The organism is Winogradskyella ursingii (assembly GCF_013403975.1).
GTDB classification, from domain to species: Bacteria; Bacteroidota; Bacteroidia; order Flavobacteriales; family Flavobacteriaceae; genus Winogradskyella; species Winogradskyella ursingii.
In genome coordinates this window covers 583197-596571 of record NZ_JABFDH010000003.1, presented here as the reverse complement: position 1 = coordinate 596571, position 13375 = coordinate 583197, and the positions used below count along the sequence as shown (strand labels likewise).

The following is a 13375-nucleotide window of genomic DNA, read 5'->3' as shown; positions in this document are numbered from 1 at the left end:
CAAAACAAAATACTATTGTTTCTCTAAAACTATTACTGTATTTTTTTGCGTCTCAACCACCTTCTTCATAAATTCTTTTAAATATGGATAGTATTCAAATCCGTAGATAGGCTCATTAAATTTAATTTTAAAGTATACAGTTAATTCATCTCTCTTAAGATTTACATTAAACATAAAACTGCCAGTGCTGTTTGGTAAACTATAACTGATGGGTTCTGGAATGTCTGCGATTTTAAAATTTTCCGGTAATTTTAGCGACATGGCATAAGAGTAAATATCCTTATACCCAAAATCGATTGGATAGGTACGTTCTTGTAACTGAAATGGATTTTCATCAAAGAACTTAAACACAAATGGATTAAAATATATTTTGTTACCTATAAATTCTGGGTCGATTTCAAACTCAATGTCTTCAGTAAAATTATTTGCTGACTTTTTAAAGTCTACGATATCATGCTTAATAATACGAAGTTGATTATGGTCATCACGCATATTCTTTTTGTATTGAACGGAATTCTCATCAAACTCTTGTTTTAAAGAATTGGCATGATATCCTGAAAAAGAACTATTAATGGAACCTTTGAACATATCATCTGCTAGTTCTAATTTAACTCTTTGTGATATCACCGAAAAATCTTCGACTTTTATATCCTCCCAATAGCTATTATTATCAAAATCCATAAGTCTACCATATTGATTGAGACATCTAAAGGGTAGCGTACCAAAGGGTATATACGGACTAGTGGCATCCAAAAAATAAGTTTTACCATCAATAATAGTTTTGACAACTACATAATTAAACTCAGTAATTACAGGGTAAACCTTTGTTATAAATCCGCTGGAACGTGTAGATAGTAAAACTGGATATACTTCAAAATTCTCACTGGATAATAAATTTTCCAATAACAAGTTTATTTCAAAAACACTACCCAGTTTAGTGTCTATTAAATCTTTGACTGAAACATCGTAGCGCTCATATTTTTCATTCCATTTATAATTATCTAAAACATATTGATATATGGCCTGTGCTTTGGCGAGAGGATCGGCTATGTATATAATAGCTTCAGGAAGTAATTTTCTAACTAAACTTCTTTTGCTAAGCTGACGGCCAAAATCGCTATCAGTCTTCAACTCGTCATCAACATTAGCCCAAGTTTTGGCAATTTTTTCAACACCACCATCAAATCTTTTAATTACGCTTAGTTCATATTCAATTCTGGCTAAATAATTAAGTGGAGTAGTAGTGAAACTTTCTGGTTTATATGCCGGAATATCTTTCATAACATATTTCGCGATGGAACAATCTGCTCGACCTCCATTGCCTACTGTGATGCAATTCTTTTTAATGTTATTATCGAACGTATCAAATTTCTTGGTGCCTACTAACTTGATATTATATTCGTAATTAGCCGGAATACTCGTATTATATTCGCTGTATAAAACTGGATCATATCCTTGAAAATACCATGGTTGGAATTTAGTTACAAATCTTGACTGTTTCTCATATTCTATAGTGAGTACACTTCCAACCTTAACTTTAGGCAAGACAATTTTTACTAAAGTAAAATTTTCGTTTTCTTCTCTAAAAATGGCGCTTTCTTCAAGTTTTGTTCTTACGATTTTTCCGTTTTCTAAATTGTAAGTAGTTGCTTTTATATTTTTTATTTTTTCTTCAGAAGATTTCCCTTTATATAATCTAACGGTAAAAGTTCCTTTCTCAATGCCCTCTTGTTTTAGAATTTTAATTTTCTGTTTGAGTTGAAAGCGAAGCCAAAAGGTGTCTTCATCTATAAAACTATTGCCATGGTCATAAATGATGAGTGCATTAGCCGTAGAATCTTTTATATAGCTATTAGACTCTAGATCATTTCTGGAAACCATCATAGATATATTATAATCTTGGGAAAAGGTAAAAGCAGAATATAGGACTGCTAAAAATAAGAGATGAAATTTCATGTGTGTTCCAATTCAATAACCTTAAGGCGTTTGTTGCGTCGCATGTAACTCTGAATAATATGCTGGGTGTCACGATTATTTTGCATAGGAGTAATTAATGTGTTTAAAATATCCCTATTATTAATTTGTAAATTAAGATTGAAAAAACCGATACCTTTAAAGGTGCCATCCTCAACCAGGATGACACTTTTTTCATCTATATCCCTACCTTTGTCTATTAGAATCATGTCTTTATTATCATAAGTATTGAGCTCTATGACAGAATTGACGCGTTTATTATAATCTTCAGTACTTTCTTTACATATGCACGCACCGTGACATTTCTCAATACCGTGTTTAAAGCAGCTTGAATGTGACTTTTCCAAACCACAGAGCTTGTCGCATAACTCATAGGTTTCGATTATTCTGTTCATAAATGCATTAGCACTTTGTCTATTACTAAAGGTGGTGATGGGTTTTTTATCCTTGCTTAAGTGTCTAATTCTTAGATTTATATATCCATTATCATCAATAAAACTGAAAAGGCCTTGAGTAAATTTATTTCGTTTTAAAGCTCTGTTATAAATTGGTTTATTGGCTTTTATTTCTTCGCTTTCTTTTAAGAGCGCTACTAATTCACTTCCAGTTTTTTCGTAGGTAACACTTGCAACTTCTACTTGTATTTTTTTGGATTTTGAATTGGTGTTTGTAAAATGCTGAGTAACACGCTTTCTTATATTGTTGCTTTTGCCAATGTATATAATATTGCCGTTTGCGTCATGAATATAGTAGACACCTGTATCGCTGGGCATAGATTCAATAATGTCTCTTAGATTGGACGATAATTTTGATTTCTTTTCAATCTTAACGGCTTCTTTAATAATTTTTTTATCCGAATTTTTATTCAGCAGCATTTTAAAGAGCTTTACAGTTGCCAAAGCATCTCCGTTTGCACGATGACGATCGCTCATTGGTATGCCTAATGCTCGCGCTAATTTCCCCAAACTATAGGACTCCATATCCGGAATAAGCTGTTTAGAAAGTTCTACCGTACAAAGCGTTTTACGCTTATAGGGAAAACCTAAACGTCTAAATTCCGTCTTTAAAATTCTATAATCAAAATCGGCATTATGTGCTACCAAAATACAATCTTCAGTAATTTCCACGATGCGTTTTGCTACCTCGTAAAACTTTGGTGCATTTCTGAGCATATTGGAATTTATTCCTGTAAGATTTACCACAAAAGGTTGGATTTCACGTTCAGGATTAACTAATGAAATAAACTGATCTGTTACTTTGTGGCCATCAAATTGGTAAATTGCAATTTCCGTGATACCTTCTTCGTTAAACTTACCACCTGTGGTTTCTATGTCTAGTATTGCGTAGATATAAATGTGTTTTTTAAGTCTTTGACTGGTCGCTAATACATATTACGACTCAGACGAAAAACTAGTTATTATAATTTCTCTCGCCAAATATACTACTTCCAATTCTAACCATATTGCTTCCGCAATCTATGGCTAACTGATAATCTCCACTCATTCCCATTGAGATGGTTTTTAATTCACAATTAAAGGTATTTAGCTGTTTTAAATCTTCAAAAGTGGATTTTAAGAATTTAAATTCTTTTTCAACTTGACTCATGTCATCAGTAAATGTGGCCATACCCATGAGGCCTGTTATTTTAATGTTTTTTAATTTTGATAATTCCTCAGATTGCAGAACGGTAGAGGCTTCTTTTGAAGACATGCCAAATTTACTATCCTCTTCGGCGATTTTAATCTGAAGTAAACAATCAATAATTCGATCGTGTTTTTTAGCTTGTTTGTTTATTTCTTTTAATAATTTTAAACTATCCACACCATGGATAAGATTCACAAACTCGGCCATGTATTTAACTTTATTTCGCTGAACATGTCCAATCATGTGCCATTTAATATCTTTTGGCATCTCCTCATATTTCTCCACCATTTCTTGGATTTTATTTTCACCAAAAATGCGATGACCTATATTATAGGCTTCCATTAAATCGCTCACTGGCTTGGTTTTAGAAACTGCCACCAAAGTCACGTGATGCGGTAATTGTGTGTTTAATTTATTAAGATTTTCTTTTATACTCATTCAGTTGTTTGATTGAAATTCTGAAATAAGTTCAGAACGACACGTTGTGTCAAAATTCGTAAATGGTCATACCACTTCTTAGTTTTGGTAAAATATAGGTGCTTTTTGGTGGCATTTTTAAACCCTCATCTGCAATCTGTTTCATCTGACCAACATTGGAAGGGCACATTCCAAAGCCTACTATATAATCTCCGCTGTCTACACTACTTTTTATTGTGATCATTTCGTGTTCACCGTTAACATAAGAAATTCTACTGTCATTTCGTAAATCTGTAATACCTAAAATAGGCTCCAAAATTGTTTTGTAAAGTACTTGAGCATCTAACTCGTCCAAGGCATTTTTAAATTCGTAATTGGTTTTTCTTAAATAAAGCGAATAAAACTCACCATCAAGGTACATGCTAAAGTGATGAGGCTTAGATGGATTGTAAGGCATCAGACCTCGGTTTTCTATTCGGAATAATTCATCTAATTTTATTAAAAATTCTTCTTTGGTCAAACCATTTAAATCGGTAATTAGACGATTAAACTCATGAATTACCAAATCCGATTCAGGGATTAAATACGACATAAAATAATTGTAAGATTCATCTCCGCTGTGATCAGGGTTGGCTTCTTTTTCATCTTTGTATAACAAGTAGGAGGATGCAGATCGATGATGTCCATCTGCTATATAGATGGTTCTCATTTTTTCGAATTCAGCCTGTATGATTTTTATTTTTTCACCGTCATCTATTTTCCATAAATAGTGGGTGTCTCGATAAGTCATAGTAAATTCAAACTCAGCAAATTCTTTTTGAACGTCTTTAATAATGTTCTCAATAGTATGGTTGTCAGGATAAGTTAACAGCACAGGTTCTGCATTAAAACCTACAGTTTTAAGATAGGTTTTAAACGTCTGTTCACGATTTGCTATGGTATCTTCATGTTTTTTGATGATATCTTTTTCATAATCCTCGGCACTTGCAGCCGCTATTATACCGTTAAATTCCTGGCCGTATCGATTCACGATTTTATATACATAAAGCGATGGCTTCTCATCTTGAATAAAAACTCCATCTTCCTTAAATTCCAGATACCTATTCTTTACGAGTTTGTAACGTTCTTCCCCAGTCACTTCCTGGTCGTATTTGTAACCTGGGTTTACGATATGTAAAAAGCTAAACGGATTATAGTCCAAACGTGATTCGCGCTCATTTTTGGTATAACTCTGATAGGGTCTAGCGGCGACAAGCCCAACGAGAGACCTTTTTGGTTTAACTGCTTTGAATGGGATAATTTTGGCCATGTTTATTGTTTGCGTCAATGCAAGTAGTTTATAAAAAAGCCTGGCAGTCTATTTATTTTAATGAGAATGCCATGTCATGTGTGCTTGCAAAGACAGATTTGGTTTACTTCAAAAACTGTTTCGCAATTTTTTCTGCTTTTCGGCTTTCTGAATAATCATAAAACCCTTCGCCTGATTTTACTCCTAATTTTCCTGCTGCAACCATGTTGACTAATAATGGACATGGAGCGTATTTAGGGTTTTTAAAACCGTCGTACATAACATTTAAAATAGACAGACAAACATCCAAACCGATGAAATCTGCCAATTGTAATGGTCCCATTGGGTGAGCCATGCCTAGTTTCATAACAGTATCAATTTCTTCAACACCTGCAACTCCGTTGTAAAGCGTCTCAATAGATTCGTTGAGCATTGGCATTAAAATACGGTTAGCAACAAAACCTGGGTAATCGTTAACCTCTGTCGGAACTTTACCTAGTGTTTTTGACAAAACCATTATAGTCTTGGTCACTTCATCACTTGTATTATAACCACGAATGATTTCTACCAGTTTCATAATTGGTACAGGGTTCATAAAGTGCATACCAATCACTTTGTCAGGTCTAGAAGTTGCTGCTGCAATCTGCGTGATTGAAATAGATGAAGTATTAGTTGCTAAAATAGCGTCCTTGTCACAAGCTTTGTCTAACTGTTTAAATATTTTCAGTTTTAAGTCTATGTTTTCAGTGGCTGCCTCAACAACCAATTCTACATTTTCAACACCACTTTCTACATTGGTATGGGTTGTTATATTGTTCAATGTTTCGGATTTATTGGCTTCAGAAATTTTTTCTTTAGCGACCATTCTATCCAGATTTTTAGAAATGGTTTCCATTCCCTTATTTAGTGATGCTTCACTTATATCTATTAATTGAACTTTGAATCCTGATTGTGCAAATGTGTGGGCAATTCCGTTTCCCATAGTTCCTGCACCTATTACTGCTATATTTTTCATTTAAAATTTTCTTTTTACTCCTGCGAATGCAGGAATCTGTTAATTAAGTATATACAATGAGACTCCCGTTTTTTTTTTGAATTAAAACTGGTTAATAATCATGTTAGCCACGCGTAAAGCCTCGGTACCATCATGCAATGTTACAATTGGCTTTGTATTGTTGTTAATGGCATCCGCAAAGGTTTCGAGTTCATCTAAAATGGCATTGTTGTTTGCGATTTCGGGATTGTCAAAATAGATCTGCTTTTTTATACCTTCTGCATTTTGAAGAATCATGTCAAAATCACCTGGGTTTTCTGGTGCGTTTTTCATTTTTACGACTTCACATTTCTTTTCAAGAAAATCAACAGAGATATATGCATCTTTTTGGAAAAACCGTGTTTTGCGCATGTTTTTTAAAGAAATTCGACTAGCCGTTAAATTTGCCACACAACCGTTTTTGAACTCAATACGTGCGTTGGCAATATCTGGTGTTTCACTAACTACGGAAACTCCACTCGCTGAAATATGTTTCACGGGGGAATTCACCACACTTAGTATAATATCGATATCGTGTATCATTAAATCCAGAACTACAGGAACGTCAGTGCCACGAGGGTTGAACTCTGCCAAACGATGAGTTTCAATAAACATAGGATTATCTATTTGGTCTTTTACTCCTATAAAAGCAGGATTAAAACGCTCCACATGCCCAACCTGACCTTTAACTCCATGCTCGGCTACTAAGGTTCTTATGGTTTCTGCCTCTTCCACCGTATTTGTAATCGGTTTTTCTATAAAAATGTGTTTACCTTTTTTGATGGCCTGCTTAGCACAATCATAATGTGAAAGGGTAGGAGTGACGATATCTACCACATCTACGGCATCGATTAATTCATCGATTGAATCAAAATAGGTGTAGCCAAATTCTTCAACTACACGTTTTGCATTTTCAGGATCGGCATCGTAAAAACCTACAAGATTATATTTGTTGGATTGATTAAGAAGTCTTAGATGAATTTTACCAAGGTGACCAGCACCAAGAACACCAGCTTTTAGCATGTTTTTCAGTTTTTAACAAAAATAGTCGTTTTGTATTAAACAATTAAAAAAGAAAATATAAAATACTGTGGATTCAATAATTAAGGAAAGTTTGAAATTTGAGTTTTGAACTTGCCGTTCTTTCAATTAATTTAGCAGAAACTAAACTACGCTTTGAAAGATACATTTAAGCATCAAGGGATGCGGCAAAAACTCGTTGATACACTCATTAAAAAGGGGATTAAAGATGAAAACGTTTTAAATGCAATAGGTAAGATTCCACGGCATTTGTTTATGGATTCTGGTTTTATAGACCATGCATATCAAGATAAAGCGTTCCCTATTGCTGCCGACCAAACGATTTCTCAACCTTATACTGTTGCCTTTCAATCTGAATTGCTAGAAATAAAATCGGGTGACAAAGTGTTGGAAATTGGGACGGGAAGTGGGTATCAAACTGCTGTGCTTTTAGAATTGGGTGCAAAGGTATATTCTATTGAGCGTCAACAGGAATTATTTAAGAAAACATCTAAATTTCTTCCAAAAATTGGTTATCGACCTAAAAAAATGATTTTTGGTGACGGTTATAAAGGCATGCCTGAAGAAGCTCCATTTGACAGTATCATAGTTACTGCTGGTGCTCCGTTTGTGCCAAACCCATTATTGGGCCAACTTAAGATTGATGGACGTCTAGTTATCCCTGTTGGTGACAATGTACAAACCATGACACTTTTTATTAGAAAAGGTCCTAAGGAATTTGAACAGCACGAGTTTGGTGAATTTCGGTTTGTGCCTTTGCTTGAAGATAAGAATTAAAAATCTTATTCTTCTACGACACTCTCAAAACTCTTCATACCACCAACAACAGGCAAAGTTAAATTTGTTTTATCAAGCTGAATGGTCAATTCCGTTCCTGCTTTTGGATGCAGTGTAAATTCTTGGTCGCTTGAAAATATCATCAATCCAATTTGCTGGCCTTTTTTGATGATTTGGTCATCGGGTTGTAAATCGAAATTCATAGTGTAATATTCGCCTGCGACGAGAGGTTCTTCGTCCGTCAGAGATGTATGGTTTTTTGGATCAGCCCAACCACGTGTAATAATATTATCTGTGATTTTTACATCATCACCTTCTTGCCACGGCAATGATACCAACCAGACGGATAAATTAGCCGATGGTTTATTGCTTGCCAAGGTAATACTCACTTTTGGTACACCTGAAATGTGTAGGTCTTTTTTCAAGGTATTGGTAACATACAATAAGCGATTGTTAGATTCTGTTACTGTTGCTAAATCTTTCCCGGAAAAACTCACATCATCTTTCAATTTTTCAAAATCGGCATTTGATGATTTAGTTGTTAGCCCACCAGCTGAATTTCCACCTTTGGTTAAATTGAGTACGACGTTTTCAGCATCAGGATTTGGGTAATCTTTGTATGCTGTTGGTTCTTGTCTGTTATCATCTTCTCTTACAATATAGGCTTTGTTTTCTTCATCTTCTACACCATTGTCCACACCGTGTAAATATTTTGTAAACCATCGGTTCATCATTGACAGTGGTGGTGGGCCTCCATGACCATTTTGGTGGTAATAAATCTGAACAGGAAGTCCTTTTTCTTTTGCAGCCTTATAAATGCGGTAGCTGTGCTCTGGCATCACATTCCAATCGTTAAAACCATGTGACATTAGCAATGCTGCTTCCATGTCCTCCATTTGATTGAGGTAATCTCGACCTGCCCAAAAGTCGTTGTAATCTCCTGTGATGCGATCCATACCTTGCATCATCTCAGTGTCTCTGACCATTTTATTATTGTATGGTCTGTTTGCTTCCTCTCCGCTATGCACAAAATCATATAGTACATCGATATCCTCTCCCAAATAACCACCTGGCGAACGTACTAAACCGTTAGAGCGATAGTAATGATAATACGAAGTGTTAGGTGCTACAGGAATAATGGCTTCCAAACCGTCTACACCTGTTGTAGCAGCGGCTAGAGGAATTGTTCCATTATATGAGGTTCCTGTCATGCCCACTTTTCCTGTTGACCAAAATGCTTTGACCTCTTCATTTCCATTTCGTTCCGTATAACCTTTGGCTCGACCGCACAGCCAATCGATAACAAATTTTGGTGCTAAAGATTCATTTGGGCCACCAATAGTTGGCGCACCATCTGATAATCCTGTGCCTGGCGATGATGAATGTACCACAATATATCCTCGTGGCACCCAAGTTCTTACTTGCGAATTTGAAATAATCGGTCTCTTCCCACGACGTTGTACTTCAGGATGTGTGCGTTCTTTGGTGGTTTCACCAAGTTCATGTTTTACGTTCCACATTACTCCTGGGACGTCTCCTGCAACACCTGCATAATACGGACTAGATTCATAAACGATAGGTAGTTTTAATCCTTCGGTCTCGGTTTGTTTTGGGCGCGTGACATCCACGTGCATTCTATCTAGTTCACCATCTCCATCGGTGTCAAAATTGGTTTCTACCCATAAATCGTGACGGATCCAGTTTTCAGGATTTGCAAAGGCCTCAACAACCTGTGCTTCTCCATTTTTAAAAACTGGTTTTACGTCTTGAGCAAAACTAGATATTGAAATTGCTAAAGCTAGAATTAATGTATTATAAGTTTTTAATGTGGGTTTCATGTTATGACGGTTTTTGTACTTTTTAAAAATACGGACTTAATTTTAGATTTAAAATCTGTTTAAGAATTGTTTAAACTTAATAGTGAGTTTGAGTGATGTTGCGCAATTAATTTAGTCAAACTGTGTTTATTTCTCTTTTTGTTATTCCGCAGATGATGCAAAATCCTTTATTTGGTACAACTGAATGTGGATTCCTGACTTCGCAGTTATTACTGCTGCGGTAAGTATGCTTTTGGAATGGGGAATTCTTCAGATTCTTGCATCCAATAAATATTGATGATCCACCAACGCTCTCCATCGTTTAATAGTTGAATGCTATTGATACCTCGCATAAATGGTTGGTCATCTGTTTTAGTTCTGAAAGATTCGTAAGTGCTAAAAACTTGAGTAATATGACCAAATGTTTGAACTTCTCGATTGATTTCTACTTCGTGAAAACCATTTTCGACCAACCATTTGCCAGATGTGTTGATGTAGTCATCTGGGCTCATGTAGCGTACTACGGTTTTCCCATCTTCGTTTTTTCCTGTTGCAATTAACTTTGCATTTGCATGAAACAAATGTTTGAATAAATCCCAATTGCGCTCAAAACCTTTATCACCAGAAATTACCGTGTAGAGTGTTTCGATAGTGCTGTCTATTGTGGCTACGTTTTTAGTATAGTCTTTAGTTTCTTCTTGAGCACTTAAGAAGAATGAGGCAAACATAAACGCTAATATTAGTTTTTTCATTTTAAAAGTATTTGTTTTACTAATGTGATACTAACTGTCCGGCAATGATTAAGCATTAAAGTTAAAAGAATTTCAAACCAAACAAAATCGCATCACTTTGAAACCCGCTTTGATATGAACGAATGTAATCCACTCGTAAGAAACGAAATTTCCCCCAACCTATATTATCCAAACCAACGGAATATTCTTGATAGGGATTATTCTCTGGTGTTGACAAAAGGTGTGCGCCAACCACTAAATTAAAATTCAGTTTATTTAACAATGGAATTTTTCCTAAAATAAAGCCATTAAAGTCATGCTCTATGTGACCTTCAAAATAAGCATCTTGTGTGCTCATTGAATAATAGTCTAAATTATTAAAAACATTGGTGTAGTTACCTTCAGTGCTCACGTGGGTTTGATTACCGTTAAAATGTTGGTAATCCATAAATGCTAGGTTTTTTGCATTGGCAAACTTGCCGCCTTTTAGATTATATCTAAATCGCCCTTTATCCTTAATGCTGAACGTTTGGTATAAGCTTGCTTTGATTTGATCAAAATTATAATCGCTATTTGTGGCACCCAAACCTTTTTCATAACCTAATAATAGGGTTGGGTAATCCTCGTTACCAACATTGAATTTACTATCGGGATAGCTTAAATATTCTTGACCAAAATTGATCTGTGCTGTTACATTTACTTTTATAATATTGTGTGTTTCAAAAGGAGCAATGCCAAATGCACTTTCATTTAAGGGGTTGTTGCTGGTGTACACATCATTATCTTGATTTATATAGACTTGATCTGTAGTATTAAATAGAGCTTTTCGTCTCTCGTAACTTACACCTGCATATAGTCTAAAACCATTGAATAGTTCTTCGGAATAATTGAGCTGAATAAAACTACGGTCATAAATTTTCATGTAATTATCTTCGAAAAACAATGTGCTCACAGAATTAATGAGTGGTGTTATAGGGTTTGAAGGATTAAACTGTGCTGTGCTAACTCCTCCAGACAATGTGAGAAACCGTCGACTTGTATTATTAAACTTATAACTTAAGGAACCCGCGGCTCTTAAACGGTCATCAGAAAATCCATATTGTAAGGATGCGTTAGCCCTAAAGTAGCGTCTAAATTCATCATAGTTTTTAGTAAAAAAAATATTGGCATTTGCGCTGTAACCTTGAACGGTGTTAAACTGTACTCCACCTAACGGAATATCATAACCGAGCCTAAAATCCTTATGAGAGTTTTGATAGGTATAGCCTAAAATATCGCCTAATTTAAATTTGTTATTGGCACGGTCTATTGAATCTAGATAGGGTTTAGATTCTCTGACTAATTGGATGCTATCTTTTTTAATGTAATCCGTACGCTCTTCGTCCGTAAGTGGTACAGGTCTTATGGTATTCCAGAAAAGGGAATCTTTTTTATTGGCTTCTGCTTCAACAGCTACTAATTCTCTTCCAAAATCTTTTTTTGTGAGTCCTAAATTAAATTCATAATTACTGTAGACAGCTGTAAATCTGCCATCGCCATTAAACCCAAATAGGCCATATTTAAAGTCGATACTTTGTGAGATTATTGGCCAGATATTCTCTTTTTCAGAATATGAAAAACTTTGTTTTAACGAAATGAGATCTGCTGCTGGAATCCTCGCTTGTGCTCCAGTAATATCCAATTCTAGAGCATAGATGGTCCATTGGTCTTCAACGATATAGATAAAGCCTGAGAAAACAGGATCGTTTTCCCGTCTTGGGATCACATTTATTTTATTAATAAGATTTCCGCGTTCGTCATAAAAAACACCATCAAGCTTGTAACGGTAATAGCTAAAAGCGTTATTGGCAATTGGAGACACCATTTCGCTGCCAAATTCAATCGTATTATTATAAAAATTAAAATCAACATCCAATGCACTGTTGAAACTGAAGCCGTTATCGTCACCGCTTACTTTACTTGCAGTTACTTTTTCCTTCAATTTATCGGGTTGTAAATATTGAATTTTTGATATTGTTTCAGATAAATACAAAATACCTGTTCGTGTTGAGTCTAATGCACCATCAAAATCACCAACTTCTTGACCTAGAATTTTTTCTGGAGCATCCTTGATTCTGATAAGTCCACGTGAATAAAAATCAGCATTAAAAGATTTAATTTTCTCAAGATTTTCCTTTCTTTTTTCAATAGCCTGACGCATAATTATATTTGCGGGATTTTCCTCGGAATTAACCACAACTTCATTGAGCGAGACAGACTCTTCTTTTAAGGTAGCGTTTAAGACGTATGGAAACTTACTTATAGTTACCGTCCTTTTTAAAGTTTTGTAACCAAGATATGTGAATACAACGGTGTAGGTGTTGGGCTCTATAATATTGAGTTCGTAATAACCATCGTCATTAGTAGTAGTGCCTTTATAGGTATTCTCTATTAGGATGTTGACGAAAGGAAGCGGTTCGCTATTGGTGTCAGTTACAGTACCTACAATTTGTGCTGAAGCTAAAGATGAGAATATTAATAGAAATGCAAAGAGCGATTTTTTTATCATTTTTGATGATTGATTGTTTAAAGCGAATATTTTTTATTGATGTGAATTAATGCTGCTACTATATTGATAAAGATACCGTTCTTGATCAATTAGTTGCCAATACCG

10 protein-coding genes are annotated in these 13375 nt (G+C 35.0%); 1 reads left to right on the top strand and 9 read right to left on the bottom strand.

Annotated features, from left to right (window positions below):
- Window positions 1-12 precede the first annotated feature (12 nt).
- The 6 genes from HM983_RS10095 to HM983_RS10070 all read right to left on the bottom strand — a co-directional run bounded on the left by HM983_RS10095 (window position 13) and on the right by HM983_RS10070 (window position 7379).
- On the bottom strand, window positions 13-1956 hold the full coding sequence (locus tag HM983_RS10095; RefSeq protein ID WP_179345286.1) for a DUF3857 domain-containing protein: 1944 nt from the start codon (window positions 1954-1956) through the stop codon (window positions 13-15).
- Window positions 1953-3323, bottom strand: a complete 1371-nt coding sequence (locus HM983_RS10090; RefSeq protein ID WP_179345361.1) for a 3'-5' exonuclease family protein — start codon at window positions 3321-3323, stop codon at window positions 1953-1955. Before HM983_RS10090 ends, HM983_RS10095 begins: the two co-directional genes overlap by 4 nt.
- A 61-nt stretch (window positions 3324-3384) precedes the next feature.
- Window positions 3385-4056 carry a YggS family pyridoxal phosphate-dependent enzyme gene (locus HM983_RS10085; RefSeq protein WP_179345285.1) on the bottom strand — a complete coding sequence of 224 codons (672 nt, stop codon included), beginning with the start codon at window positions 4054-4056 and terminating at the stop codon, window positions 3385-3387.
- Between the two features lie 49 nt (window positions 4057-4105).
- Complete coding sequence (locus HM983_RS10080) at window positions 4106-5344, bottom strand: DUF1015 domain-containing protein (protein ID WP_179345284.1); 1239 nt, start codon at window positions 5342-5344, stop codon at window positions 4106-4108.
- 103 nt (window positions 5345-5447) lie between these two features.
- On the bottom strand, window positions 5448-6338 hold the full coding sequence (locus HM983_RS10075) for a 3-hydroxyacyl-CoA dehydrogenase family protein (protein ID WP_179345283.1): 891 nt from the start codon (window positions 6336-6338) through the stop codon (window positions 5448-5450).
- Between the two features lie 81 nt (window positions 6339-6419).
- Entirely contained in the window at window positions 6420-7379 is a 960-nt protein-coding gene (locus tag HM983_RS10070) for a Gfo/Idh/MocA family protein (protein WP_179345282.1), read from the bottom strand.
- 153 nt (window positions 7380-7532) lie between these two features.
- Here HM983_RS10070 and HM983_RS10065 point away from each other — a divergent pair, with 153 nt between their 5' ends.
- Window positions 7533-8174, top strand: a complete 642-nt coding sequence (locus tag HM983_RS10065) for a protein-L-isoaspartate(D-aspartate) O-methyltransferase (protein WP_179345281.1) — start codon at window positions 7533-7535, stop codon at window positions 8172-8174.
- Between the two features lie 5 nt (window positions 8175-8179).
- Here the strand turns inward: HM983_RS10065 and HM983_RS10060 are convergent, their stop codons facing one another.
- From HM983_RS10060 to HM983_RS10050, 3 genes are all read right to left on the bottom strand, one after another.
- Window positions 8180-10012: a Xaa-Pro dipeptidyl-peptidase gene (locus HM983_RS10060; protein ID WP_179345280.1), complete on the bottom strand. Its 1833-nt coding sequence runs from the start codon at window positions 10010-10012 to the stop codon at window positions 8180-8182.
- A gap of 209 nt (window positions 10013-10221) precedes the next feature.
- On the bottom strand, window positions 10222-10743 hold the full coding sequence (locus tag HM983_RS10055) for a hypothetical protein (RefSeq protein WP_179345279.1): 522 nt from the start codon (window positions 10741-10743) through the stop codon (window positions 10222-10224).
- 61 nt (window positions 10744-10804) lie between these two features.
- Window positions 10805-13270, bottom strand: a complete 2466-nt coding sequence (locus tag HM983_RS10050) for a DUF5686 and carboxypeptidase regulatory-like domain-containing protein (RefSeq protein ID WP_179345278.1) — start codon at window positions 13268-13270, stop codon at window positions 10805-10807.
- Window positions 13271-13375: the final 105 nt, after the last annotated feature.